Genomic DNA, 24617 nt, shown 5'->3' with positions numbered 1-24617 from the left:
CTCCGGCCGTCCTCAGCGGGCGGTCGTCGGGCTGGGCACCTGCCGGGCCCACTCCTCCAGGTCCGCGGCGGGCACGGGCCGGGAGTGCAGGTAGCCCTGGCTGGTGTCGCAGCCCAGGTGCTCGAGGTGGGCCAGGGTGGCCTCGTCCTCGACGCCCTCGGCGACCAGGTGCAGGCCCAGCCGGTGGGCCAGGGCGATGGTGCTCGCGACGATGGCCTCGGTGCGCGCGTCGGTCAGCAGGTCGGCGGTGAAGGAGCGGTCGAGCTTGAGTTCGGCTACGGGCAGGTCGCGCAGGTAGGCCAGGGACGAGTAGCCGGTGCCGAAGTCGTCGATGCTCACCGGGGTGCCGAGGTCGGCCAGGGCGCCGACGACGGCGAGGCTGCGGTCGGGATCGGTGAGCAGCACGCTCTCGGTCACCTCGAGGACCAGCGCCGCCGGCGGCAGGCCGTGCGCGTCGAGGAGCGCTGCGACGCGGTGCGGCAGCGCGGCGTCGAGCAGGTTGCTGGCCGAGAGGTTGACCGACATGCGCAGGTCCAGCCCGCGGCTGCGCCACGCGGCGGCCTGCGCGACGGCCTGGCCGAGCACCTCCTCGGTCACCGCCCCCATCAGCCCGTGCACCTCCGCCAGCGGCAGGAAGTCCGCCGGCCCGAGCAGCCCGCGGGTCGGGTGCTGCCACCGGACGAGGGCCTCCACCCCGATCGTGGCGCCGGAGCGGATGTCGAGCTGGGGCTGGTGGTGGAGCACGAGCTGACCGGTCGACAGCGCCGTCCGCAGCTCCTCCACGAGGGCGAGGTGACCGCTGCTGTCGGCGTGCCGGGCGTCGTCGTAGAGCACCACACCGGTGCCGGAGCGCTTGGCGTCGTACATGGCGACGTCGGCCTCGCGGAGCAGCTCTGTGGGCGTGTGCTCGGCGGTGCTGCCCGCCGACGTCGTCAGGCCGATGCTGACGGCGGAGTGCACCACCATGCCGCGGATCGGGAACGGCTCCGCGAGCCGATCGTGCAGCCGCCTGCCCAGGCCCAGGGCCGCTTCCTCGCGCGGCGCGTCGACGTCGAGGGGCGCGAGGACCGCGAACTCGTCGCCGCCCAGCCGGCCCAGCAGGTCGCCGGGGCGCAGCGCGGCGGCGAGCCGATCGGCGACCATCGTCAGGAGGTCGTCGCCGGCGGCGTGCCCCAGCGCGTCGTTGACCTCCTTGAACTTGTCGAGGTCCAGCAGGGCCAGTGCCAGCGGGGTGCCGTCGGCGCTCAGCTCCTCCACCCGCCGGAGGACGGCGCGGCGGTTGGCCAGCCCGGTGAGCTCGTCGGTGAGCGCCTCCCGCCGGGTGACGGCGAGCAGCGCGAGTTCCCGGACGTTGACCAGGAGCCGCACGCTGGACCCCAGCGCCGCGAGGCCGGCGCACCAGGCGGCCTGGCCGGTGATGCCGAGCGTCGCGCAGGCGACGAGCACGCCGGTCGAGGCCACGATGACGGTGAAGGCGCCGACGGTGGAGGCCGTCGGGTCGGCCGGCTGGGCCTCGGCGCGGGCGGACCGGAGGACGGCGGCGAGAGCGAGGCAGACGGCGGCGACGGGCTCGGCGACCCACGTCCACGCGCCGTGCTCCCCGCCGGTGAGGAGGGTGGCGGTGCTGCCGGCCAGCGAGGAGCCGAAGGCGATCACCACCAGCCAGGTGCGCGGGTCCCGGCCGAGGGCGCCGAGGAACGGCAGGCTGGCCACCGTGCCCACCAGTACGAACTCGGTGGCGAACTGGCCGAGGAGCGGCTGCGCGGTCCACCAGGGGGCCGCGGCCAGCGGTCCGCCGGCGAGGCCGAGGACGACGTTGCCGACGGCCATGACCGCCAGCACGGCCGAGGTGCCGTTGAGCACGTCGTGCGGATCAGCGAGGGTGGTGCTGTAGCGGTTCCACCGCACCAGCCCGCCGTAGAGGAAGGGGAACGCCAGCACCGGCGCCCAGGCCGACACCGTCCCGGCGAGCTCGCGGGTCCCCGGCGCCAGCGCCAGAGCGCTGCCCAGGAGCACCGTGCCGCTGAGCACCGCGCCCCCGAGCGCCACCCGGGCCCAGACGCTGTGCTCGTGCGGCACGCAGCGGGCCCGCCAGACCAGGACGGCGAGCAGCCCGAGGTGCAGCACCGGCACGAGCACGGTGCCGGCGACGTCGCCGGTGGTGGCCGTCATCCGGCCGGTCCCGGTCACCAGGCCGCCGACCGCGGCCACGAGCACGACGGCGAGCGCCCAGGTCGGCGCACCGGGCAGCAGCCGGGCGCGGAGCAGGGCGGGCATGGGGAGGGCATCGGACCGCACCGGCCGCCGATCAAGGCGGCGCCGGCCGGTCTCCCCCCTCGGGGTGGCGGGTCAGGCGCGGGCGAAGAGGTAGATCGAGACGGCCACGCCGAAGACCACGATGATCACCCGCAGCGGAGCGGCCGGGATGCGCGTGGCGATGCGGGCGCCGAGGAAGCCCCCGAGGAGGCTGGCCGGTGCGGCGACGGCGACGACGGCCCAGGCGACCGGCCCGAAGAGCCCGAACACCACCAGGGTGACCGTGGCGGTGACCGCCGACAGCGCGGATTTCAGGGCGTTGGCCAGTTTGAGCCGGTGCAGCCCGATGCCGAGCACGCCGACGAGGATCACTCCCAGCGCGCCGCCGAAGTAGCCGCCGTAGACGGTGGCGAGGAACAGGGCTCCGTACAGCCATGCCGGGTCGCGCTCGGGGCCGCCGGGGACCTGGCCGGCCAGGCGCCGCGTCACCAGGGGCTGGAGGGCGAGCAGCAGGCTGGCCATGAGCACGAGCACCGGGACGATGCCGTCGAAGGCCTCCGACGGGGTGGTCAGGAGCAGGACGCTGCCCACGAGCCCGCCGGCGACCGCGACGGCCGAGAACCGGACCAGCCGACGGCGTTGACCGGCGTACTCGGGCCGGAAGCCGGCGACGCCGCCGAGGTAGCCGGGCCACTGGGCCAGGGAGTTGGTGACGTTGGCCGCCACCGTGCCCAGGCCCAGCGCCACCAGGGTGGGGAAGAGGATCAGCGAGCCACCGCCGGCGATGGAGTTGACGACGCCGGCCACGAACGCGACGGCGGCCGCGATGAGCAGGTCGACGGCGGACACGACGGGGAACCCTACGGTGGGCGCATGCGGGCAGAGACACGAGCGCTGGGAATGGCGGCCGGGATGACCGGTGCCGGGGTGCTCCACCTGGTGCGGCCGCAGGTCTACGACTGGATGATCCCGCCGGAGCTCGGCCCGGCCCGGCCGTGGGTGATCGGCAGCGGGGTCGTCGAGCTGGCCACCGCCGCACTGCTCGCGGTGCCCGCGACGCGGCGGGCCGGCGGCTGGGCGGCGGTGGGGCTCCTGGTCGGGGTGCTGCCGGCGCACCTGCAGACGCTGCGGGCCACCCGGCGATCGCCGGTCGGGCTGGCCGTGGCGGCGGCCCGCATCCCGTTCCAGGTGCCCATGCTGCGGGCGGCCCTCCGGGTGGCCCGGGGCGGCTGACCCACCGTCCTCGCCCCGGGGTCGCCGCCCTCGTGCTGCTGCGCGAGGTCCGCGACCGGAGCGTGGGGTCCGCGGGCACGGCAGACTCGGCCCATGCCGACAGCTCCGATGCCCGACGACTGGCGGCGCGCCCTGGTCGTCGCCGCCCACCCCGACGACATCGAGTACGGCCTCGCCGCCGCCGTCGCCGTGTGGACGTCCGCGGGCAAGGAGGTGCACTACCTGCTGGCCACCCGGGGGGAGGCCGGGATGGCCGGGGTTCCGCCGGCGGAGGCGGGGCCGGTGCGCGAGGAGGAGGAACGGCGCTCGGCCGCCGTCGTGGGCGTGCGCGAGGTGGAGTTCCTCGACCACCGCGACGGAACCCTGGTGTCCGGGCCCGAGCTGCGGCGGGACCTGGCCGCCGCGATCCGGCGGCACCGTCCGGAGCTCGTCGTCACCGGCTACTTCGGGCCGACGTGGACCCCGCCCGGTGTGTCACCGGCGTACCTCAACTCCGCCGATCACCAGGCGCTCGGCCAGTCCGTGCTCGACGCCGTCGCCGATGCGGGCAACGAGTGGATCTTCCCGGACCTGCCCGAAGAACGCTGGAGCGGCGTCCAGTACATCGCCGTCGGCGAGATGACGGACCCGCCGCACGAGGTCGACGTCAGCGACGCGGTGGAGCTCGCCGTCGCATCGCTGTCGGAGCACCGCCGGTACCTGGAGCTGCTCTCGGACGACCCGGTCGAGGAGCAGGCACGCCAGGTGGTGGACATGTCGACCCTCACCGAGGACGGCCGCCGTCGGGTGGGCTTCCGGCTCTACTGGGGGTGAGAAGCCGGGTCAGAAGGGTGGTGGGTCGTCCGGATCGGGTCGCGGTGACGGTGGTCCGGGTGACTCGCTCAACACGCGGAAGCCGGGTGGTCGGCTCATCCGCGTGACACCGGTAGGTGTGCGGACGGTGAGCACGCCGTCGTCGCCGATGGTGTGGGTCCAGCCGGGGGCGAAGGTCTTCAGCCGGTGGTGGCGCCGGCACAGGCAGCACAAGTTCTCGCAGCTGGTCCGGCCCCCGTCGGCGTGCGGTACGACGTGGTCGAGGTCGGCCCAGCCGGCACGCACGGTGCAGCCGGGGTGGCGGCAGCTGCGGTCACGCACCCGCAGGAACCGCTGCTGGGCGGCCGACGGGCGGTAGCGGTCGACCGGACCAGGGGCGCCCAGCAGCGGGCAGGCGCAGGAGGCGTCGGGGTGGTCGGTGCAGCCGCGGCGGACCAGCCGTTCCAGCTCGGTGCGGCCGATGAGGCCCAGCAGGTTCCCGGTGGCGCCGGTGATCGCGATGTCGAGGGTGCCGCCGGTCGGTGCCCGCAGCCCGCCGGGGCACACCGCGTCGAGCTGGGCGAGCAGCTCGCGCAGGTGGTCGGAGGTGATGGGTTCCCCGTCCACCTGGGCCACGGGCGCCGCTGTGCCGGGCCGGGCGAACGCGGCCGGTCGCGGGGCGCCGGACGCGAGGAACCCGGCGGGGGTGAGCGCGCCCAGCGGGGCGACCACGGTCAGGTGCGCGGTGACCGCCGGTCGGTCCTCCCAGGGGCGCAGCACCAGGTCGGCGAGTGCGCCGCAGCGCAGCATCCCGACCGGCCGGGGGTCCCCGGCCGCCTTCGCCGCCCGCGCGTGCTGGTCTGCTGCATCTCGGCAGGCCCGGGCCTCCGGGTGCGGCAGCAGGGCACGCAACTCGCTCATCCCGTCCCCGACCGGCCGCACCGTCACGTCCGCCCCGCGCCGCCGTTGCTCTCGTCGCCGGTCGGCCGCGGACGCGTCCCGGGCCACCAGCTCGGCGCGGACCGCCTCGCACAGCCGGCGCACCGACAGCTCGGCAGAGCCCGGCAGCACCGCCGCCTCCGTCCCGGCGATCACCACCGGGTCGGTCTCGCGCCCGGTCGCGGCCACCTCGGCAGCCATCGCCCGGGCCCGGGGCCAGTCCAGCCGCCCCTGCCGCAGCTGCCCGTAGGTGGCCGGCAGCAGCGTGGTCAGGACCTCGGACTGGTCCAGCAGCGTGACCGCCGCCGCCCGGCTGCAGTTGTGGATCATGGCCAGCTCGTCGGGCAGGAACTCGCTCACCCCGGCCGGCCCCACCTCACCGGTGGTCTCCCCACCGCGCAGCGGATCGGCGGGCGCCGGGCGAGCCGCGGCCAGGTCCATCACCAGCTCCGCGCGCAGCGCCGCCAGCTTCGCCTCGGCCACCACGATCTGCTGCAACAGCGCGGCCGCCTCCGCCGCGCTCCGCCGGGCCGGCAGCAGCTCACCCAGCGGGTCGTCCCACCGGGCGGGCTCCGGATCGGACGGCTCCCACGGCGCGGGCGCCTGGTCCACGGGCACCACGGTCACCCCGACCGCGAACCCGCCACCCGACGACATACCCGCAGGCTAGGCGCGGGGTACGACACTCTCGGCCGCACGGCCGGGGTCGAGCAGCGATCACCCACGGGCGACCGGCGGGTGGCGGGCACCCCCTAGACTGCTCGGCACGACGGACGAGTCGGCTGGGCGGTCGCGTCGGCGGGGGAGACCCCGTCGCCGAGGAACGTCCGGGCTCCACAGGGCAGGGTGGTCGTTAACGGCGACCCGGGGTGACCCGCGGGACAGTGCCACAGAAAACAGACCGCCAGCGCGTGCGCTGGTAAGGGTGAAACGGTGGTGTAAGAGACCACCAGCACGCCGGGTGACCGGCGTGGCTCGGTAAACCCCACCCGGAGCTAGGTCAAGAAGGGGCGGCGGTTCTCTGCCGTCCTGCGCAGGCGTTCGAGGGCGGCCCGCCCGAGCCTGCGGGTAGACCGCTGGAGCCTGTCGGCAACGGCAGGCCTAGATGGATGACCGCCCATCGGGAGGCCGCAAGGCGCCCGTGGACAGAACCCGGCGTACAGGCCGACTCGTCCGTCACCCCGCCCGCCCGCGCGGCGGAACCGGCGCCCTGCGCTGTCACCTGATCGGGTGAATCCGGGCGCTGCGCGCACGGTTGGTGACGGCGTGTGCGGCTACGCGGAGGGTCCCCGAAAAGGTCGGGAACGATCTCCTCGGGTCCGCTCGGTCTGCATACCGTTCCTCCGTCCGCCGCTCGGCGGGCCCGGATGGCCGCCCGCCGAACCTGCCCACGGCCACCCGGTGTCGACACGACGGGCAGGCGCGGGGGACCCACCGTTCAGTGGCCCTCCGGGACCTCGGGGTGAAGCCGCAGCACGCGGCCGGGCAGCTCTCGCCCGAACCCGACAGCTAACTCCGCAGGCGGCGAGAGGCTCAATCCTTCATGCGCATCAGCCACCGCACCGCGGGCCGACACCGTCGCCCCACCCGCAACCGCGTCCTGACCGCCGTGGCCTACCCGGCTGTGGTCCTGGCGGCGGCCTCGGCCGTCACCCTGGGCACCGTCGGCACCGCAGCCGCGCATCCGGGCGAGCACACGGTCCAGTCCGGCGACACCCTCGGCAAGCTCGCGGCCGCCCACGGCACCTCGTGGCGCGACATCTACCAGGCGAACCTCGCCACGATCGGCTCCGACCCGAACCTGCTGCGCGTCGGGCAGGTGCTCACCATCGGCGGCTCGGCTGCGGCGCCGGCTGCCACCCCCGCGCCCGCCGCGGCGGGCTCGTACGTCGTGGTCGCCGGGGACACGCTGGCCGGGATCGCGGCTCGCCACGGCACCACCTGGCAGGACCTGCACGCCCTGAACCTCGGCGTCATCGGCCCGAACGCCAACGTGCTGCGCGTCGGTCAGGTCCTCGCCCTGAGTGGCGGGGGAGTGGTGACCGAGCGCGCCAGCCGGGACGAGCGGCCCGTCCCGGAGCCGGCCGTGGTGTCGGGGGCCTACGACCGGTGGGACGCGCACGTCCGCCCCGCCGTCCAGGAGATCGCCGAGCAGTTCGGCATCGGCACCGTGCTCACCCGCCCCGGCCACAGCCCCACGGAGGGCCGGGCGGCCGACTTCATGGTCTACGACGACTCGGCCACGGGCGACGCCGTCGCCCAGTACGCGATCGACAACGCGGGTCGGTTCGGCGTGGACTACGTGATCTGGGAGCAGCGGATCGCCGGGTCGTGGACCGGGTGGGCGTGGCAGGCCATGGAGGACCGCGGATCGCCCACGGCCAACCACATGGACCACCCGCACGTGGCCTTCGTCGCGGGCTGACCGATTCGCGGGGCCGCTGGGTCCACCGCTGAGGACGAGCGCCCCCTGCCCGGGTCCGGGCAGGGGGCGCTCGTCGCCGCACCGGCTGCTCAGCTGGTCGCACGTCGGTCACCCGTGGTTCGCCCACCGGCCGCCGGGCCGTCGCTTTCGCTCACCAGGGTCGGGACCACCCGTCCTGAGACCCCTGGAGCCCTCCTGTGTCACCCCGCGCCCGGCTGCTCGCCTGCACGTTCCCCACGGCTGCCCTGGTTCTCGCCGCCACCGTCGCCCCGGCCGCGGCCGCGCCGGCGCCCGCGCCGGCCTTCGCCGAGCTCGCCACCTTCGAGGTGAGCGGTGAGGTCGCCGAGATCCTCGCGGTGACCCCCGACGGCCGGACGCTGCTCTACACCGACTCGGCCACCGGCGAGGTCGGGCTGGTCGACCTGACGAGGCCCGCGGAGCCCCGGGCGATCGGCAGCGTGCCGGTGGGCGGGGAGCCCACGTCGGTGAGCGTCAGCCGGGACGGGCGCCACGCCCTCGCCGTGGTGGACACCAGCACCTCGTTCGACGCGCCGTCGGGGGAGTTGGCCGTCATCGACCTGCGCACCCGGGCGATCGTCCGGACCATCGACCTCGGCGGGCAGCCCGACTCGATCGCCCTCAGCCCCAACGGCGCCTTCGCGGCGGTGGCGATCGAGAACCAGCGCGACGAGGACGTCGAGGTCGGCGGCGTCGAGGGCGGGCTGCCGCAGGCGCCCGCCGGCTTCCTGGCCGTCGTCGATCTCAAAGGCTCGCCGGAGCGGTGGACGGCCGACCGGGTCGAGCTGGCCGGGCTCGACGGGGCGCTGTACCCGGAGGACCCGGAGCCGGAGTACGTCGACATCGACCGCAGGGGCATCGCGGCGGTGACGCTGCAGGAGAACAACGCCGTCGCGCTCGTCGACCTCCGGACCCGGACCGTCGTCGGCTCCTTCTCGGCCGGCACCGTGACGCGCCCCGACGCGGACGTCTCCGACGACGACGCGATCGCGTTCGAGGACCCGTTCGAGGCGCCCCGCGAGCCCGATGCCGTCCAGTGGACGCCGGAGGGCAACCTCGTCACCGCGGACGAGGGCGACCTGGCCGAGGAGCCCAGCGGCGGCCGTGGCTGGACGGTCTTCTCCCCGGAGGGCGACGTCGTCTCCACCTCCGGTGCGGCCGCCGAGCAGGCGCTCGCCGCCGCCGGCCGGTACCCCGACGGGCGCAGCGACGACAAGGGGGCGGAGTTCGAGGGCGCGGAGGTCGCCGCGCTGTACGGCACCACGTACGCCTTCATCGGTTCCGAGCGAGGGGACGCGGTGCTCGTCTACGACTTCGCCGACGAGGCCTCCCCGGAACTGCTGCAGGTGCTGCCCACCGGCGCGGCCCCCGAGGGGCTGCTCGCCGTGAAGCGCGGGCACCTGTTCCTCACCAGCAACGAGGACGACGGCACGATCTCGGTGTTCCAGCTGACCCGTCCGTGAGTGGTCGGCCAGGGGGCGTACCGCGCCCCCTGGCCGTGGCACCGCCCGCCCGGACCCGCCGGGAGGCGGCTGTTCATCTTCGTCCTGTACACCTGCCGTATGCCTGCTGTTCACCTCGAGGTCGAGAAGAAGTACGCCGCGGATGACGCCTTCCAGCTCCCGTCGCTGACCGAGCTCGTCGCACGCGACGGGGACGGGGACGCGGCCATGGACGGTGGCGGCCCGGTGGTCGAGGGCGACCCGGTGCGGCAGCAGCTGGACGCCACCTACTTCGACACCGCCGACCTCCGGCTCGCGGCCGCCGGGCTGACGCTGCGCCGGCGGACGGGCGGGGACGACGCCGGCTGGCACCTGAAGGTCCCGGCCGGCGCCGGCGCCCGCTCCGAGGTGCGGCTGCCCCTGGGCCGTGCCTGGCGCACCGTTCCGCAGCCGCTGCGGCGCATGGTCCGTGCGCACACCCGGGGCGCGGTGCTGCAGGCGGTCGCGGAGATCTCCACCGACCGGACCGTGCGCCGGCTGGTCGACGCCACGGGCCAGGTGCTCGCGGAGGTGGCCGACGACCGGGTCACGGCGCACCGGATCCTCGCGGCGGACGAGGGGAAGGGCGCCGGGGCGGCGACGTCCTGGCGGGAGATCGAGGTCGAGCTCGCCGGCGGGGCCACCGAGCTGCTGGACGCCGTCGATGCCCGCCTCCGGGAGCGGGGGCTCGCGTCGGCCGGCAGCTCCTCCAAGCTCGCCCACGTGCTGGCGGGCGCAGGGGGAGCCCCCGGAACGTCAGGCAAGGGCAAGGGCACGTCGGGGAAGGGCAAGAGCAAGTCCAAGGGCAAGGGCAAGCTGACCGCCAAGTCCGGCGCCGGCGACGTCGTGCTCGCCCACATCCGCGAGCAGGTGGAGCAGGTCCGCAGCCAGGACCTGCCGGTCCGGCTCGACGCCGCCGACAGCGTCCACAAGATGCGCGTGGCGACCCGCCGGCTGCGCAGCGCCCTCACCACGTTCAAGCCGCTGTTCGACGCCGACGTCGTCCGTCCCCTGCGCGGCGAGCTGAAGTGGCTGGCCGCGGAGCTCGGCGCGGCCCGCGACGCGGAAGTGATGCGGGACCGCGTGGCCGGCACCGTGGGCGGCGACGAGGGGACCGGCGCCGGGACGTCGGCCTCCGTCGTCGAGGAGCTCGACCAGACCTACCGCGAGGCGCACGACCGGGTGCTGGCCGAGCTCGACGGCGAGCGGTACCACCGGCTGCTGGACAGCCTCGAGGCCCTGGTGACGACGCCGCCCGTCACGCCGCGCGCCGCCGAGCGGGCGGGGAAGGTGCTGCCGCGGCTGGTGGGCCGGAGCTACACCGCCGTCCGACGGCTGGTGGAGGACGCGGACGCCCTCCCGGCCGGAGCCGAGCGGGAGGAGCTGCTGCACGACGCGCGCAAGAGCGCCAAGGCGGCGCGCTACGCCGGGGAGTCGGTGGCCCGGGTCTTCGGCGCGGACGCCATCGCGTTCGCCGAGGCGATGGAGGCGGTGCAGGAGGCGCTGGGGGAGCACCAGGACTCCGTGCTGATCCGGGAGCGGCTGCGCACGCGCGGGCTCGCCGCCACCTCCATCGAGGCGGCGTTCCTCTACGGCCGTCTGCACGCGCTCGAGGAGGCCCGTTCCGAACGGTCCCAGCACCGCTTCGACGACGCCTGGAAGGCCGCAGGACGCAAGTCGCTGCACCGCTGGACGCGCTGACGAGGGGCGCCGCCGCGCGCTGATCGGGGTCGCTGCCACCCGGGCCGACGTCGGCGTCCGAGGTCGGTCGTCGCTGCGCGTGCGCAGATCGTCGCAGGCCAGGGCGGCGTGTCACGAAACTGTCATGTACCCGATCGTGTTGCACGCGTTCCAATTGCCGGTCGCGAGGGCATGACCTGATCAAGCCCGAACGCAGGGCCCGGTGCCACGAGCCTCGTGCTCGCACGTCGTGTCGCCGCTCCGCCGGGTTCTCCCCGACTCGGACGCACGACCGGCGCAACGCTGCGCCGTCGCCCCACCGGGAGCCGGAACCGACCGCGCCCCGGACCACGCCCTCCCGCTCCGGGAGGTGCTCCTGAGACAAAGGAGTCTCCATGCGCAAGGCATTCGCAGTTCCCTCCGTCGCCCTCGCCGCCGCCGCGTTCCCGCTGCTCACCATGGGTACCGCGCTCGCCGACCACGACGGCAGCTACCAGGCGACGCTCGGCGCGCTGAACGAGTCCGGCGTCACGGGTACCGGGATGGTCACGCTCGAGGGCGACCAGGCCACCGTGACGATCGACGCGTCCAACCTGCTCGCCGGCTCCCCGCACGCCCAGCACTTCCACATCGGCGCGCAGGGCACCTGCCCGACCGCGGACGACGACGCGAACGGTGACGGCATCGTCAGCACGCCCGAGGCCGCCTCGTACTACGGCGCCATCGGTGCGTCGCTGACCACCACCGGCGACACCGGCCCGGACAGCGGCCTGGCCGTCGACCGGTTCCCGACCGCCGAGGGCGGCTCCCTCTCGTACGAGCGCACATTCTCGGTCAGCGAGGACGTGCAGGAGGCCTTCGCCGCCGGCACCGCGGTGCTGGTCGTGCACGGCATCGACGTCAACGGCAACGGTTCCTACGACACCGACGCCGGCGCCAGCGAGCTCGACCCGTCGCTGCCGCTGGAGGCCACCGCCCCGGCGGCGTGCGGCGCCCTGACCGCGTCGCAGATGGGCACCATGCCCGCCGGTGGCGCTGACACGGGTGCCGGCGCGACCAGCGGCATCGAGAACCAGGCCGCCATCGGTGTCGGCGCTCTCGCCGCCGTCGGTGCGGCTGCTGCCGGTGCCGTCGCCTACCGCCGTCGCCAGGCCGACCAGGCCTGATCGACCCCGTCGCCGGCCGCGCCGGGCAGGGAACTCCTGCCCGGCGCGTCCCGGCGCCCGCGGGGCGGCCCGTGACCCCGGCCGCCGCGCGCCCGACCCGCGAGGAGACCCGTGACCAAGCCGTCGAACCACCGTTCCGGCGCACGTGTCTGGGTCGCCCTCGCCGTCGCACTCGCTGTCGTGGCGGCGGTCGCGGTGGGGATCGCCCTCACCGGGCAGCAGCGCGCCCCGCAGCCCCCGGAGCGCGCCGCGACGGCCGAGATGCCGGTGACGCCGCCCGCACCGGCTCCCGCGCCTGCACCCGCACCGGCACCTGAGGCCCAGCCCGCGGTCGAGGTGGCCGATCCCGTGTCCCTCCGGATCCCCGCCATCGACGTCGGCAGCGAGCTGCTCGACCTCGGCCTGCAGGACGACGGGACCGTCGAGGTGCCGCCGCTGTCGGCCGTCGACTCCGCCGGCTGGTACCGCGAGTCGCCCGCTCCCGGCGAGATCGGCCCGGCGGTCCTGCTCGGGCACGTGGACTCCGCCGAGTACGGCCCCGGCGTCTTCTTCGAGCTCGGCGCGCTGGCCCCGGGCGACGAGGTCGAGGTGGCCCGGCGGAACGGCACGGTGGCCGTCTTCGCCGTCGACCGGGTCGAGCGCTACGCCAAGGCGGAGTTCCCGACTGTCGAGGTCTACGGCAACACCGCCGACCCGCAGCTGCGGCTGATCACCTGTGGCGGTGCCTTCGATCCCGTGGCCCGGAGCTACGAGGACAACGTCGTCGCCTACGCGACGCTGGTCGGGGCACGCCCCGCCTGACCCCCGCCGGTCAGACGGCGACGGCGGTGACGAACGTGCAGATGCCCTCGCCCGAGTCCGCCTTCAGACGCACCCCGATCACCCGCAGCAGCGCCATCTCGAGCCGGTGGACGAGGCGGCGCGGCCCCGTGAACCAGGTGCTGCCACCGGTCGTCACCCTGACGTCGGTGAACCCCGCCAGGCGGACGTGCTCGGTGAGCATCCAGTCGGGGAGGATCGAGATGTGGCCGGGCTGGTGGTAGTGCCCCGGCCCGAAGATGAACGGAGCGCCCCGCAGGAACATCTTCAGCCGCGAGTGCGGATGGGTGATGTTCGGGGTGCTGACGACGAGCCGGTCACCGGGCCGGAGCAGCGAGCGGATCGACCGCAGCACCTGCCGCGGGTTCTCCACGTGCTCCAGCGTCTCGACGCACATCACCAGGTCGAAGGGGCCGCGGGTCTCCTCGGTCCACTCCGGGTCGTCGAGGTCGAGGCGGTGGATCCAGTCGTGCGGCGGATCCAGGTCGGTGGGCACGACGTCGAACCCGGCGTCCCGCAGCCGACAGGCCAGCGCGCCGCACCCGGCGCCTACCTCGAGGATCCGCCCGCCCTCGGGCAGCGCCTGCCGGGCCAGCTCGACGGCGTACTCGTGCACTCCCGGAGCGGCGTGCACGCCGTGCCCCTGGTAGGACCCCGTGGCGGCGGTCCGGGTGCTGGTGCGGTGCTCGTCGACGGTCACCCTCGGCAGTGTGGGCCACCGGCGGTCGCTACGCGCGGCGATCGGCCGGCCGCTCGCGCCCGGCCCGCCGGAGCCGGAGCGCGCGCAACCCCACGCCCACGGCCAGGGTCGCCACGCCGGCCACCACCGACGGCCACGGCAGGGTCGCCGCCAGCACCAGGCACCCGGCCACACCGGCCACCTGGAGCGCCCGCGGCCAGCGCCGGTGCCCGGCCGGCTGGGTGAAGGCCGCGAGGTTGGCGACGACGTAGTAGAGCAGCACGCCGAACGACGAGAACCCGATGACCGCGCGCAGGTCGACGGTCAGCACGAGCGCGCAGACCACCGCCCCCAGCGCGAGCTCCGCGCGGTGCGGCACCCGGTACCGGGGGTGCACCGCGGCCAGCCCGCGCGGGAGATCGCCGGTCCGGCCCATCGCCAGGACCGTCCGGCCCACCCCGGCGACCAGCCCCAGCAGGGCTCCGAGCGCCGCGGTGGCGGCCCCGATCCGGACGACGGGCGAGGCCCAGCTCCAGGTGCCGGCCGCGACGGCGTCGGCGAGCGGGGTGGCCGTGCCGGCGACGCCCTCGGGGCCGAGGACGAGCAGCAGGGCCACGGCGACGACCGCGTACAGCGCGACGGCGATGCCCAGCGCCACCGGGATGGCGCGGGGGATGGTGCGGGACGGGTCCCGGACCTCCTCGCCCATCGTGGCGATGCGGGCGTAGCCGGCGAACGCGAAGAAGAGCAGCCCGGCCGACTGCAGGACCCCGTACCAGCCCTGCGGTCCGTCGGTCCAGCCGGTCAGCCGGCCGGGGTCCGCGGTTCCCGCCGAGAAGGCCGCCAGCACCGCCACGGCCAGCGCCGCCAGGACGACGGCCAGGAGCAGGCGGGTCAGGTGGGCCGTGCGGGTGATGCCGCGGTAGTTCACCGCCACGAGCGCGACGACGGCGGCGACCGCCACGGGGCGCTCCCAGGGCTGCGGGACGGCGTAGGCGGCGAACGTCAGCGCCATGGCGGCGCAGCTGGCGGTCTTGCCCACGACGAACGCCCAGCCGGCCAGGAAGCCCCACCAGGGGCCGAGGCGCTCCCGTCCGTAGAGGTAGCTGCCGCCGGACGCCGGGTACTGCGCGGCCAGCTGTGCCGAGGAGGTCGCATTGCAGTAGGCCACCGCGGCCGCCAGGGCCAGGCCGATCAGCAGGCCGGTGCCGGCGGCGCGGGCCGCCGGGGTGACGGCGGCGAAGATCCCGGCACCGATCATCGACCCCAGCCCGATGACGACGGCGTCGGTGGTGCCCAGCCGGCGGGCGAGCCCGGGCTCGCTGGTCATCGCGGTCCTCCTCGGCCGGGCCCGGTCGCCCGTGCGTGGTCAGGAGGACCGAACCACACCCGGTTCGGGTACGCCGTGCCCGGGCGCGCCGGTGGTCCGATGTTCACGCGGCCGGCCACGGTGGTTGTGCGAGGGTGCCCCCGTGAGCGCCCGTCCCCGGTCGTCCGCCCGGTGACCGGGCTCGTCGTCGCCGTCGCGGCGGTCGTGGGTCTGCTCGGCGGTGCCGCGGCCAACCGGGCCGCCGGTGGGTTCCCCTGGGACGGGACCGGTACCGGCCCGGCGGTCCGGCCACCGCTGCTCGAGCTGGCGACGGCGGCGCTGTTCGCCCTCGTGGCGCTGCGCCTGGGTGCGGTCTGGGAGCTGCCTGCCTTCCTGGTCGTCGCCGGCGCGGGCGTGCTGCTCGCGGCCGTCGACCTCCGGCACCGGCTGCTGCCGAACCGGGTGGTCGGCCCGGCGGCCGTGGCCACCGCCGTCCTGCTGACCGGCGCCGCGGCGCTGGGCGGCTCGTGGGGACACCTGGGCCGGGCGGCCCTGGGTGCTGCCGCGTTGTTCGTCGGCTACCTGGTCCTGGCGCTGATCTCGCCGAGCGGGCTGGGCATGGGCGACGTGAAGCTGGCCGGACTGCTGGGCCTGCCCCTGGGCTGGCTCGGCTGGGACGCGGTGCTGCTCGGCGCGGCCGCCGGCTTCGTGGTGCAGGCCGCGCTGGCCCTCCTCCTGCTCGCCACGCGACGGGTCGGCCGCAAGGCGGAGCTGCCCTTCGGGCCGGCCATGCTGCTCGGCGCGGCGCTCGCGGTCGGCTGGAGCGGGACGCTCCCCGGCTGACGGCCGCAGTGCCGGTCACGGTGCGTCAGCACCGGCGCGATCCCGTCCCCCGACCGGTGGAGCGCTGTCCCTGGATGGGGTGATGGCGCTCAAGGCCCGGTGTGTCCTGCACGACAACTCCCTCCAACGCCGCGAGGCCGGATCGACCCGATCCGGAACCCGACGGCACGCAACCGAGGGAGAGCTCCATGCTGATCAACGCCTACGCCACCCTGGCCAGCCTCGTCGCCGTCACCCAGGACCGCCTGAAGCGGGACGAGAAGGGTGCGACCGCCGTCGAGTACGGCCTGATGGTCGGCCTCATCGCCGTCGTCATCATCGCCGCCGTCACGCTGCTGGGCACCGAGCTGGAGGGGCTGTTCACCGACGTCACGGACAGCCTCCCCGACGCCCCCGCCGCTCCGTGACCACTCGCTGCTGCGCGACCAGGTAGCGGTTCCGGCGCAGCGGCCCTCGTCCCGGGGGCCGCTGCGCCGCTGCACGAGAGAGGCGGTGAGCACGGATGAGGGGACGGCTGCGCGGCGAGCGCGGGGCCAGCGCGGTGGAGTTCGCCTTCATCGTGCCGCTGCTGATCGTGCTGGTGCTCGGCATCGCCGAGTTCGGCCACGCCTTCCAGGTGCAGGGCACGCTGTCGGCCGCCGCCCGCGAAGGCGTGCGGGCGATGGCGCTGCGCAACGACCCGGCGGAGGCCCGGGACGTCGTCCGGACCGCCGCCGCCTCGCTGGACCCGGCGATCACCGACGACCAGATCCACATCGCGATCGTCGGCGGGACGGCCGGGACCTGCCCGCTCACCGGCGCCGGCGACACCGCCGTCCGCCTCACCATCACGTACCCGATGCCCTTCCTCACCGACTTCTTCGGCGCGGAGATCGAACTCACCGGAACGGGGGTCATGCGATGCAACGGCTGACCTCTTGCGTCCGGCGCCGGCTGGCCGGTGAGCACGGCGCGAGCGCCGTCGTGCTGTCCCTCCTGATGGTCCCGCTGCTTGGCTTCACGGCCATCGCCGTCGACATCGGCGCCCTCTACGCCGAGCGTGCCCGGCTGCAGGTCGCTGCCGATGCCGCCGCCATCGCGGTGGCCCAGGACTGCTCCCGCGGCAACTGCGGGGACATGCTGGCGACCGCCCAGGGGCTCATCACGGCCAACGACCCCGAGGGCACGGCCGGCCAGCCGGTCCTCAGCAGCGACCCGCTGAGCGTCACCGTCACCGGCGGTGTTGCCAAGGAGCACTGGTTCGCGCCGGTCATCGGGCACGACTCCACCCAGGTCTCCGCGACCGCCACCGTCGGCTGGGGTGGCCCGAGCCAGGGCACCGCCGTCCTGCCGCTCACCTTCTCCTGGTGCTCGTTCGCGGCGCAGACCGGCGGCGGGCTGCCGTCCACCGAGACGCTGCAGACGATCATGTTCAGCAAGTCCGACGACGTCGGCGGCTGCACCGGCCCCTCCGGGAACTTCGTGCCCGGCGGCTTCGGCTGGGTCGTGCCCGACGCGGGCCGCTGCCACGCCACCTCGGCGATCGGTCAGCTGCTCTTCTCCGACACGGGCGTCTCCCTGCCGGCGGGCTGCTCCGAGGCCGACCTCGCCGGGTGGCTCGGCCGCACCGTCCTGCTGCCGCTCTTCGACGAGTTCGGGGACGGGGGCAGCCACGGCTGGTACCGGGTCTACGGCTACGCCGCCTTCACGCTGACCGGCTACGCCGTGAACGGCTCCGTCAAGAGCGGCCACAAGGTCTGCGGGCCGGGCACCAACTCCAGCGACCGGTGCGTCACCGGCTACTACACCCGCTTCGTCGAGCTCTCCGACGACTGGAACTACAGCCCCGACGCCCCGCAGCTCGGGGCCTCGATCCTCCGACTGATCCGATAGGGGCGCCCACTCGTGAGACGTCGACTCCTGGCCGCTGCGGCGGCCCTCGTGCTGATCGCCGGCGGCACCGTGGTCCTGGTGGGCTACGTGCGCGGCGCGGAGAACCGTGCCCTCGCGGGCGTGCAGACCATCGAGGTGCTGGTGGCCGATGCCCTCATCCCCGCCGGCACCCCCGGCAGCGCCCTGGCCGAGCGGGTGAGCACCGAGGTGCTCCCGGCCAAGGCGGCACTGCCGGGCCGGGTCACCGACCTGACCGCCCTGGCGGACCGCGTCGCCACCGTCGACCTGGAGCCCGGCGAGCAGCTGCTGGCCAGCCGGTTCGTGCGTCCCGACGAGCTGCAGGCGCCGGGCACGGTGCCGGTGCCCGACGGCATGCAGGAGGTCAGCGTCGTCCTCGAGCCGCAGCGGGCCGTGGGCGGCCGGCTGGCGGCCGGTGACACGGTCGGCATCTTCCTCTCCATGGCCGGCGACGCCGGGGGGACCACCCACGCCGTCCTGCACGAGGTCCTGGTCACCCAGGTCCAGGGGGCGCCCGCCCCGCCCGCGGCGCCCGCCGACGGAACGGTGGCGGCGACCTCCGCGCCCGTCCCCTCGGGCAGCCTCATGGTCACGTTCGGGGTGACGGCCGCACAGGCCGAGGCCGTGGTCTTCGCGGCGGAGCACGCCAGCATCTGGCTGTCCCTGGAGCCCCCCGACCCCGACGTCTCCCGCACCCAGGTGCTCACGCCCGAGAACATCTACGGAAAGGCCTACTCATGAGCCGCGTCGTCCTGGCCGGAGCGGGAGAAGACCTGATCCTGCGGGTCAAGCAGGCCACCGACGGCGACGTGCACGTGCTGCCGCCGGGCCGGCTGCCCAGCGACCCGGCCCGCCTGTTCGAGCAGCTGGTCGACGACGAGCTGCCCGACGTGCTGCTCGTGGGCCCGTACGCGCCGACGTCCGAGGTGCTGACCCTGGCCGGCCGGCTGGACGTGCAGTCGCCGGGCATCACCGTCGTGCTGATGGCCGACCCGTCGCCGGAGATGCTGCACGCGGCGATGCGCGCGGGCATCCGTGACCTGCTGCCGCCCGACGCCGACGTGGCGGAGATCGCCGCCGCGGTCGAGCGCGCCGGGCACGCGGCCGCGGGCCGGCGCCGGGTGCTGCGGCCGGCCAGCGAGACCGACCGCTACGCCGGCCGGGTCATCACCATCGCCTCACCGAAGGGCGGGGTCGGCAAGACCACCGTCTCGACGAACCTGGCGATCGGGCTGACCGCCGCGGCTCCGCAGTCCACGGTGCTCGTCGACCTGGACGTGCAGTTCGGCGACGTCGCATCGGCCCTGGGCCTGACGCCGGAGTACACGCTGCCCGACGCCGTCCACGGCCCGGCGAGCGAGGACACGATGGTCCTCAAGACGTTCCTGACCCAGCACCCCAGCGGGCTGTACGCCGTCTGCGGCTCCGAGTCGCCCGCCGCCGGTGACACGATCACCGGTGAGGACGTCAGCCGGCTGCTGGCCTCCCTGGCCCGGGAGTTCCGCTACGTCGTCGTCGACACCGCCCCGGGGCTGTCGGAGCAGACGCTGGCGGCGCTCGACCGGGCCAGCGACGTCGTGATGCTCACCAGCATGGACGTGCCGGGGGTGCGCGGGCTGCGCAAGGAGCTCGACGTGCTCCGCGAGCTGTGCATGATCCCGGCCGGCCGGCACGTCGTCATGAACTTCGCCGACCCGAAGGGCGGCCTGACCGTCCGCGACGTCGAGACCGCCATCGGCACCGGGGTCGACGTCGTCCTGCCGCGCTCCAAGGCCGTGCCGGCCACCACCAACCAGGGCGTCCCCATCCTGGAGAGCGGGAGCCGTCGCGACCCGATGGTGCGCGAGCTGCGCCGGCTGGTGTCCCGCTTCTCCGCCACCCCGCTGATGAAGGCCAGCCGCTACCGGGCCAAGCACCGGGCGGAGGCGTGAACCTCGCCCAGCGGCTGGAGGCCGCCCGCGGCGGACCCGCGGCGGCCGCCCCGGCCCCCTCCGCCGCCGCCCCCGCGGTCGGTCGGGCCGCCACCGCGGTGCCGGCCCCGGTCGTGCGACCGGCCGCGGCTCCCCGCCCGGTCGTCGCACCGGCCCCCGCGCCGCCGACCGATGCGCTGGCGCGGCTCAAGGACCGCGTCGGCAAGGCGCTGTTCGAGCGCATGGGCAGCCGGATGAACGACCCCTCCATGGCCGAGGACGCGCTGCGCGCCGTCGTGCTCAAGGAGCTCGACGAGGTCGTCGAGGAGGAGAACGTCCCGCTCAGCACCGAGGAGCGGCAGCGGCTGACCGCCGAGCTCGCCGACGACGTGCTCGGCTACGGCCCGCTGCAGCGGCTGCTCGACGACGACGCGGTCAGCGAGATCATGGTGAACGGGCCGGACTCGATCTACGTCGAGCGCAGCGGCAAGCTCCAGCGCACCGCGACCCGGTTCACCTCCGAGGAGCACCTGCGCCGGGTGATCGACCGGATCGTCTCCCGCGTGGGACGCCGGATCGACGAGTCCTCGCCGCTGGTGGACGCCCGGCTGGCCGACGGGTCGCGCGTCAACGCCGTCATCCCGCCGCTGGCCTTCAGCGGCTCCACGCTGACCATCCGCAAGTTCGCCAAGGACCCGTTCCGGGTCGACGACCTGATCGGGTTCGGCACGCTCTCGCCGGAGATGGCCGAGCTGCTGCAGGCCTGCGTCGACGCCCGGCTGAACATCATCGTCTCCGGCGGCACCGGCACCGGTAAGACGACGCTGCTCAACGTGCTGTCGTCCTTCATCCCGGACGGCGAGCGGATCGTCACCATCGAGGACGCCGTCGAGCTGCAGCTCCAGCAGGAGCACGTGGTGCGGCTGGAGTCCCGACCCCCCAACATCGAGGGCAAGGGCGCGATCACCATCCGCGACCTGGTGCGGAACTCGCTGCGCATGCGGCCGGACCGCATCGTCGTGGGGGAGTGCCGCGGAGGCGAGTCCCTGGACATGCTCCAGGCGATGAACACCGGCCACGACGGGTCGCTGTCCACGGTGCACGCCAACTCCCCGCGCGACGCCATCGCACGCCTGGAGACCCTGGTGCTCATGGCCGGCATGGACCTGCCGTTGCGCGCCATCCGCGAGCAGATCGCCTCCGCCGTCGACGTCGTCGTGCAGCTCACCCGGCTGCGCGACGGCACCCGCCGCGTCACGCACGTGACCGAGGTGCAGGGCATGGAGGGGGAGACCGTGACCCTCCAGGACGCGTTCCTCTTCGACTACTCCGCCGGCGTCGACGCCTCCGGCCGATTCCTCGGCAGGCCGGTCCCCACCGGCGTGCGTCCGCGGTTCACCGACCGGTTCGACGAGCTGGGCATCACCCTCTCGCCGCGGGTGTTCGGCGCCGCCGAGCCGGCCGGCGCCGCGAGGTGGTGACCGTGCCCGGGATCCTCCTCGTGACCGGGGTCGCCGCGATCTCCGCGGCCCTGCTGCTGCTCGCCGTCGTCGTCCTCCCCGGCGGGCCCGCGCGGGTGCCGCTGGCCCGGCTCGACCCCTCCGTGGCGCCCCCGGCCTCCGCGCTGGCCGGGGCCGGTGCGGCCGCCGGGGCCGCGGTCGAGAAGGTGCTGCTCAAGCGTGGCCGGCTGGCCGCCGGCGCGGCCGCGCTGGAACGGGCCGGCATGGCCACGACGCTGCCGGACTTCGTCCTCGCCGTCGGGCTGACGACGGTGGTCGCCGCGCTCGTCGGCGCACTGGTCGGTGGTCCGCTGCTGGCCGTGCTGCTGCTCGTGGCGGTCCCGTTCGGCGCCAAGCTGGTGCTCGGCTTCCGGGCCGGGCGGCGGCAGGCCGCCTTCGCCGACCAGTTGGACGACTCGCTGCAGCTGATGGCCAGCAGCCTCCGCGCCGGGCACAGCCTGCTGCGGGCGGTCGACTCCGTCTCGCAGGAGGCGGAGGCGCCGACGTCGGAGGAGTTTGCCCGGATCATCAACGAGACGCGGGTCGGCCGCGATCTCAGCGACGCCCTCGACGAGGTCGCCGCCCGCATGGGCAGCGACGACTTCACCTGGGTCGCGCAGGCCATCGCCATCCACCGCGAGGTGGGCGGCAATCTCGCGGAGGTCCTGGATGCCGTCGGGAACACCATCCGCGAGCGCAACGCCATCCGCCGTCAGGTCAAGGCGTTGTCGGCCGAGGGCAAGCTCTCGGCCGTCGTGCTGATGGCCCTGCCGTTCGGCGTGACGGGGTTCATCTCGCTGACCAACCCGGGGTACATCGCCAAGTTCACCGAGAGCCTGACCGGTTACGCGATGCTCGGCGCGGCGGCCGTCATGCTGCTGGCCGGAGGCCTGTGGCTCAAGAAGACCGTGGCGATCAGGTTCTGATGAGCACCCTTCCCGTCTCCGTCCTGCTGGCCGCCGTCGCGGTCTGCGTCGCCGTCCCCCTGCTGGGCTGGTCGCTGGTCGCCCGGCCGCCCGCCGCGGCCGTCCGGACCCGCGGCAACCTGGTGCGTGGCCTCCTGCCCACCGAGGACGCTGCGGTGGCGGCGCGCACCGGTCCCGGGCTGCCGGCGCGCATCGCCCGGGGGCTGACGCCCCGGGGCACGGTCGCCCGGCTCAACCGGCTCGCCGGCCGGGCCGGCCGCCCGGCTGCCTGGCCCGTCCCGAAGCTGGTGGCGGCCAAGCTCGTGGGGGCCGCGATCGCCGGGACGCTCGGCCTGCTCGTGGCCACCTCGCGGCCGGGCCTGCTCACCGTCCTGGTCGCGGTGGTGGCGACCGTCGTCGTCTACTTCCTCCCGGAACTGCTCCTCTACAGCCGGGGGCAGGAGCGGCAGGAGGCGATCGCCCTCGAACTCGCCGACACCCTGGACCAGATGACGATCGCGGTCGAGGCGGGGCTCGGCTTCGAATCGGCCATGGCGCGGGCCGGGAGCAACGGCAAGGGAGCGCTCGCGGAGGAGCTGGTGCGCACGCTGCAGGACATCGCCGTCGGCCAGCCGCGCCGGGACGCCTACCTCGCGCTCGCCGACCGGACCGGGGTCGCCGACCTGCGCCGGTTCATCCGGGCCGTCGTGCAGGCGGACCAGTACGGCGTCTCGATCGCGGACGTGCTGCGCACCCAGGCGCAGGAGATGCGGCTCAAGCGCCGTCAGCGGGCGGAGGAGAAGGCGATGCAGATCCCGGTCAAGGTGATCTTCCCGCTGATCCTCTGCATCCTGCCGACGCTGTTCATCGTGCTGCTCGGCCCCGCGGTCATGGACATCGCCGAGGCCTTCAGCGGCTGAGCACATCGCGACCCTCCGGGCCGCACCCTCTTCTCGGTGGAGGGCCGTCGCCCCGCTCGGTACGACACCATGAGGTGTCGTACCGAGTGGGCGCCGGAGGCCTCCGCGCAGGGACGACGAAACGGCTCCACGTCGCCGGGGCACGGCCATTGGCCGCGGTGTCGTCCGGAGGACGACGAAGTGCTCAGCCGGTGGAGCGGGGCTGGGCGGGGTTGGTCGGGTCGCCCTGCGAGGGCGGGTTCATCGCCGGGCCGGTGGTGGCCTCGGAGACCTTGGAGCCGCCCGACGCCGCCGGTGGCGCTTCGGGGGCCGGTGCGGCCGGGTCGCCACCGGAGGGCTCGGCGCCCTCGGCGAGCCCGTTCAGCCGGTGCTCCATGGCGGACACCACCTGCATGCGGTTGGCGTGGGAACGCTCGTAGTCGAGCAGCGTCTTGAGGTCGTCGGAACCCAGCGTGCGGATCCGGGACGTCAGCGAACCCACGGGCAGGTGGTCGTAGTCGGGCAACGGGAGATCGTCGCGCACGGTCATCGCTCATCCTCTCGAGAGGTTCTCGGGTCGGGGAGCCGCCTACCCGGCCGCCTCGAATCCGACACCGCGTGTGAGGGGGCGGCCCATGGGTAGGCGGCGACGACGGGTTCGCGAGCGTCTGTGACCCCGTGACCGAGAGCACCATTTCCCCGATCGACCGAGGAGTTGTCCCGCCGACATGGACGTGTCCTTCCTGGAGCCGGTGTTCGCCGCCGCAGGGCCCTACGCCACCGTGTGCGCCGACGTCACCCACACCACCGAGAACGCCGACACGGAGCTGAGCCTGCGGGTACGTGCGCTGACCGAGCAGCTCGCCGAGCAGGGCGCCCCCGAGGTGGTGACCGAGGCCGTACGGGCCCGGCTGCTGGAGGGCAACGAGGGCGGTGAGGCCGGCACGCTGAAGGGCCGGGCGCTCGTCGTCGCCGCCGACGGGTCCGTCGTGCTGGACGAGGTGCTGGCCGACAGCCCGGCCCGGGAGACCGCCGAGTGGTCGCCGCACCCGGACCTCACGCCGGTGCTCCAGCAGCTGGCCGGCCGGGTCGGGCACGTCGTGGTGGTCGCCGACCGGATCGGCGCGGACATCACCGCCGCCGGGCTGGTGGGCCGGCCGGACCGCGAGGAGCAGGTGGAGGGCGACGACTTCCACATGCGCAAGGTCAAGGTCGGCGGCTGGGCGCACAACACCTACATGCACACCGCGGAGAACCAGTGGGAGGAGAACCTCGGTCGGGTCGCCGACGAGGTCGACTCGCTGACCCGCCGGCTGCCGATCCGGTTCGTCCTGGTCGCCGGTGACGTGCGGGCCCGGCAGATCTTCAGCGACAAGGCGCCTGCAGCGTGGTCGGACCTCGTCGTCTCCATGGAGGAGGGCGGCCGGGCCGCCGGCGCTGACCGCGAGCCGGTCGAGCGGCGCACCGCCGAGCTGATCGCCGAGCACGAGGCCCGGGACATCGCCGACGCCGTCGAGAAGGTCCAGGGCGCTGCTGCCCACGGGCTCGCCCTCACCGGTACCGCCGCGGTGGTCGACGCCCTGCGCAAGGGACAGGTCGAGACGCTCCTGGTCACCGACGCCCTGGGCGACGACGCCACGCTCCTGGTGGGCGGCAGCCCGCTGGAGCTCGGGGTCAAGCAGCAGGACATGGATGCCCTCGGCATCCACGGCGAGGTCCGTCCCGCCGGGTCCGCGCTGCTGGCCGCCGCGGTGGCCAGCGCAGCCGGTGTGCTCGTCGTCCCGGCCGCCGCGCTGCCGGGTGACGAGCCGGTGGCCGCGATCCTCCGCTACACCGACGACTCCACGCCGTCGGCCTGATACCCCCCCGTACCG

General features: G+C 74.8%; 23 protein-coding genes, 1 other RNA gene and 1 riboswitch. Of the genes, 18 read left to right on the top strand and 6 right to left on the bottom strand.

Going from position 1 to position 24617, the window contains the following annotated elements; all coding sequences use genetic code 11:
• Positions 1–12: 12 nt before the first annotated feature.
• Together ACI79T_RS09660 and ACI79T_RS09655 are read right to left on the bottom strand one after the other, a co-directional pair.
• Positions 13–2277 carry a putative bifunctional diguanylate cyclase/phosphodiesterase gene (locus ACI79T_RS09660; RefSeq protein WP_456609840.1) on the bottom strand — a complete coding sequence of 755 codons (2265 nt, stop codon included), beginning with the start codon at positions 2275–2277 and terminating at the stop codon, positions 13–15.
• Positions 2278–2349: 72 nt separating this feature from the next.
• A complete protein-coding gene (locus tag ACI79T_RS09655) occupies positions 2350–3105 on the bottom strand; it encodes a sulfite exporter TauE/SafE family protein (protein ID WP_456609839.1) in 756 nt (251 codons plus the stop codon).
• A gap of 24 nt (positions 3106–3129) precedes the next feature.
• Here ACI79T_RS09655 and ACI79T_RS09650 point away from each other — a divergent pair, with 24 nt between their 5' ends.
• On the top strand, positions 3130–3489 hold the full coding sequence (locus ACI79T_RS09650; RefSeq protein ID WP_456609838.1) for a DoxX family protein: 360 nt from the start codon (positions 3130–3132) through the stop codon (positions 3487–3489).
• 93 nt (positions 3490–3582) lie between these two features.
• Entirely contained in the window at positions 3583–4302 is a 720-nt protein-coding gene (locus ACI79T_RS09645; protein WP_456609837.1) for a PIG-L deacetylase family protein, read from the top strand.
• Between the two features lie 9 nt (positions 4303–4311).
• Here ACI79T_RS09645 and ACI79T_RS09640 read toward each other — a convergent pair whose 3' ends face one another.
• The gene (locus ACI79T_RS09640; protein ID WP_456609836.1) at positions 4312–5877 is read right to left on the bottom strand and encodes a DUF222 domain-containing protein; all 1566 of its coding nucleotides are present in this window, start codon (positions 5875–5877) and stop codon (positions 4312–4314) included.
• Positions 5878–5994: 117 nt separating this feature from the next.
• Here ACI79T_RS09640 and rnpB point away from each other — a divergent pair.
• The 6 genes from rnpB (at position 5995) to ACI79T_RS09610 (ending at position 12791) form a co-directional block, all read left to right on the top strand.
• Positions 5995–6396, top strand: an RNA gene (gene rnpB / locus ACI79T_RS09635) — RNase P RNA component class A.
• Between the two features lie 246 nt (positions 6397–6642).
• A riboswitch (cyclic di-AMP (ydaO/yuaA leader) is annotated at positions 6643–6739 on the top strand.
• Positions 6740–6763: 24 nt separating this feature from the next.
• Positions 6764–7645, top strand: a complete 882-nt coding sequence (locus tag ACI79T_RS09630; protein WP_456609835.1) for a LysM peptidoglycan-binding domain-containing protein — start codon at positions 6764–6766, stop codon at positions 7643–7645.
• 197 nt (positions 7646–7842) lie between these two features.
• Positions 7843–9126, top strand: a complete 1284-nt coding sequence (locus tag ACI79T_RS09625; protein ID WP_456609834.1) for a hypothetical protein — start codon at positions 7843–7845, stop codon at positions 9124–9126.
• A 99-nt stretch (positions 9127–9225) separates the two neighbouring features.
• Positions 9226–10845 carry a CYTH and CHAD domain-containing protein gene (locus tag ACI79T_RS09620; RefSeq protein WP_456609833.1) on the top strand — a complete coding sequence of 540 codons (1620 nt, stop codon included), beginning with the start codon at positions 9226–9228 and terminating at the stop codon, positions 10843–10845.
• 374 nt (positions 10846–11219) lie between these two features.
• The gene (locus tag ACI79T_RS09615) at positions 11220–11990 is read left to right on the top strand and encodes a hypothetical protein (RefSeq protein WP_456609832.1); all 771 of its coding nucleotides are present in this window, start codon (positions 11220–11222) and stop codon (positions 11988–11990) included.
• Positions 11991–12101: 111 nt separating this feature from the next.
• On the top strand, positions 12102–12791 hold the full coding sequence (locus ACI79T_RS09610) for a class F sortase (RefSeq protein WP_456609831.1): 690 nt from the start codon (positions 12102–12104) through the stop codon (positions 12789–12791).
• 10 nt (positions 12792–12801) lie between these two features.
• Here ACI79T_RS09610 and ACI79T_RS09605 read toward each other — a convergent pair whose 3' ends face one another.
• Both ACI79T_RS09605 and ACI79T_RS09600 read right to left on the bottom strand, forming a co-directional pair.
• Entirely contained in the window at positions 12802–13509 is a 708-nt protein-coding gene (locus ACI79T_RS09605; protein WP_456609830.1) for a class I SAM-dependent methyltransferase, read from the bottom strand.
• A gap of 28 nt (positions 13510–13537) precedes the next feature.
• Complete coding sequence (locus ACI79T_RS09600) at positions 13538–14818, bottom strand: APC family permease (protein WP_456609829.1); 1281 nt, start codon at positions 14816–14818, stop codon at positions 13538–13540.
• 171 nt (positions 14819–14989) lie between these two features.
• Between ACI79T_RS09600 and ACI79T_RS09595 the strand changes: the two genes are divergently transcribed.
• The 9 genes from ACI79T_RS09595 to ACI79T_RS09555 all read left to right on the top strand — a co-directional run bounded on the left by ACI79T_RS09595 (position 14990) and on the right by ACI79T_RS09555 (position 22764).
• Positions 14990–15640 carry a prepilin peptidase gene (locus ACI79T_RS09595; protein WP_456609828.1) on the top strand — a complete coding sequence of 217 codons (651 nt, stop codon included), beginning with the start codon at positions 14990–14992 and terminating at the stop codon, positions 15638–15640.
• A 188-nt stretch (positions 15641–15828) separates the two neighbouring features.
• On the top strand, positions 15829–16047 hold the full coding sequence (locus ACI79T_RS09590) for a Flp family type IVb pilin (RefSeq protein WP_456609827.1): 219 nt from the start codon (positions 15829–15831) through the stop codon (positions 16045–16047).
• A 95-nt stretch (positions 16048–16142) separates the two neighbouring features.
• Positions 16143–16553: a TadE/TadG family type IV pilus assembly protein gene (locus tag ACI79T_RS09585; protein WP_456609826.1), complete on the top strand. Its 411-nt coding sequence runs from the start codon at positions 16143–16145 to the stop codon at positions 16551–16553.
• Entirely contained in the window at positions 16541–17512 is a 972-nt protein-coding gene (locus ACI79T_RS09580) for a pilus assembly protein TadG-related protein (protein WP_456609825.1), read from the top strand. Before ACI79T_RS09585 ends, ACI79T_RS09580 begins: the two co-directional genes overlap by 13 nt.
• 12 nt (positions 17513–17524) lie before the next feature.
• Positions 17525–18271 (top strand): Flp pilus assembly protein CpaB, encoded by a 747-nt coding sequence (gene cpaB / locus ACI79T_RS09575; RefSeq protein WP_456609824.1) that lies wholly within the window; start codon positions 17525–17527, stop codon positions 18269–18271.
• On the top strand, positions 18268–19461 hold the full coding sequence (locus ACI79T_RS09570; RefSeq protein ID WP_456609823.1) for an AAA family ATPase: 1194 nt from the start codon (positions 18268–18270) through the stop codon (positions 19459–19461). Before cpaB ends, ACI79T_RS09570 begins: the two co-directional genes overlap by 4 nt.
• On the top strand, positions 19458–20921 hold the full coding sequence (locus ACI79T_RS09565) for a CpaF family protein (RefSeq protein ID WP_456609822.1): 1464 nt from the start codon (positions 19458–19460) through the stop codon (positions 20919–20921). The genes ACI79T_RS09570 and ACI79T_RS09565 overlap by 4 nt, the downstream gene beginning before the upstream one ends.
• A 2-nt stretch (positions 20922–20923) precedes the next feature.
• Positions 20924–21865: a type II secretion system F family protein gene (locus ACI79T_RS09560; RefSeq protein WP_456609821.1), complete on the top strand. Its 942-nt coding sequence runs from the start codon at positions 20924–20926 to the stop codon at positions 21863–21865.
• Complete coding sequence (locus ACI79T_RS09555; RefSeq protein WP_456609820.1) at positions 21865–22764, top strand: type II secretion system F family protein; 900 nt, start codon at positions 21865–21867, stop codon at positions 22762–22764. The genes ACI79T_RS09560 and ACI79T_RS09555 overlap by 1 nt, the downstream gene beginning before the upstream one ends.
• Before the next feature lie 184 nt (positions 22765–22948).
• Here ACI79T_RS09555 and ACI79T_RS09550 read toward each other — a convergent pair whose 3' ends face one another.
• Positions 22949–23293 carry a hypothetical protein gene (locus tag ACI79T_RS09550; protein ID WP_456609819.1) on the bottom strand — a complete coding sequence of 115 codons (345 nt, stop codon included), beginning with the start codon at positions 23291–23293 and terminating at the stop codon, positions 22949–22951.
• A gap of 178 nt (positions 23294–23471) precedes the next feature.
• On the opposite strand from ACI79T_RS09550, the gene ACI79T_RS09545 reads away from it, so the two are divergent.
• On the top strand, positions 23472–24602 hold the full coding sequence (locus ACI79T_RS09545; RefSeq protein ID WP_456609818.1) for a baeRF2 domain-containing protein: 1131 nt from the start codon (positions 23472–23474) through the stop codon (positions 24600–24602).
• The last annotated feature ends 15 nt before the right edge of the window (positions 24603–24617 follow it).

The organism is Blastococcus sp. SYSU DS0619 (assembly GCF_054051035.1).
Note: the sequence above shows the minus strand (reverse complement) of the source record. Positions and strands in the feature narration are given on the sequence as shown.

What these genes read in the sequence shown, in the direction of transcription:
- ACI79T_RS09650 (WP_456609838.1), top strand. Translation starts at nt 3,130, where the DNA reads ATGCGGGCAGAGACACGAGCGCTGGGAATGGCGGCCGGGATGACCGGT.
- ACI79T_RS09600 (WP_456609829.1), bottom strand. Translation starts at nt 14,818, where the DNA reads ATGACCAGCGAGCCCGGGCTCGCCCGCCGGCTGGGCACCACCGACGCC.
- ACI79T_RS09550 (WP_456609819.1), bottom strand. Translation starts at nt 23,293, where the DNA reads ATGACCGTGCGCGACGATCTCCCGTTGCCCGACTACGACCACCTGCCC.
- ACI79T_RS09585 (WP_456609826.1), top strand. Translation starts at nt 16,143, where the DNA reads ATGAGGGGACGGCTGCGCGGCGAGCGCGGGGCCAGCGCGGTGGAGTTC.
- ACI79T_RS09645 (WP_456609837.1), top strand. Translation starts at nt 3,583, where the DNA reads ATGCCGACAGCTCCGATGCCCGACGACTGGCGGCGCGCCCTGGTCGTC.
- ACI79T_RS09620 (WP_456609833.1), top strand. Translation starts at nt 9,226, where the DNA reads ATGCCTGCTGTTCACCTCGAGGTCGAGAAGAAGTACGCCGCGGATGAC.
- ACI79T_RS09580 (WP_456609825.1), top strand. Translation starts at nt 16,541, where the DNA reads ATGCAACGGCTGACCTCTTGCGTCCGGCGCCGGCTGGCCGGTGAGCAC.
- ACI79T_RS09640 (WP_456609836.1), bottom strand. Translation starts at nt 5,877, where the DNA reads ATGTCGTCGGGTGGCGGGTTCGCGGTCGGGGTGACCGTGGTGCCCGTG.
- ACI79T_RS09555 (WP_456609820.1), top strand. Translation starts at nt 21,865, where the DNA reads ATGAGCACCCTTCCCGTCTCCGTCCTGCTGGCCGCCGTCGCGGTCTGC.
- ACI79T_RS09630 (WP_456609835.1), top strand. Translation starts at nt 6,764, where the DNA reads ATGCGCATCAGCCACCGCACCGCGGGCCGACACCGTCGCCCCACCCGC.
- ACI79T_RS09615 (WP_456609832.1), top strand. Translation starts at nt 11,220, where the DNA reads ATGCGCAAGGCATTCGCAGTTCCCTCCGTCGCCCTCGCCGCCGCCGCG.
- ACI79T_RS09570 (WP_456609823.1), top strand. Translation starts at nt 18,268, where the DNA reads ATGAGCCGCGTCGTCCTGGCCGGAGCGGGAGAAGACCTGATCCTGCGG.
- ACI79T_RS09660 (WP_456609840.1), bottom strand. Translation starts at nt 2,277, where the DNA reads ATGCCCGCCCTGCTCCGCGCCCGGCTGCTGCCCGGTGCGCCGACCTGG.
- ACI79T_RS09545 (WP_456609818.1), top strand. Translation starts at nt 23,472, where the DNA reads ATGGACGTGTCCTTCCTGGAGCCGGTGTTCGCCGCCGCAGGGCCCTAC.
- ACI79T_RS09590 (WP_456609827.1), top strand. Translation starts at nt 15,829, where the DNA reads ATGCTGATCAACGCCTACGCCACCCTGGCCAGCCTCGTCGCCGTCACC.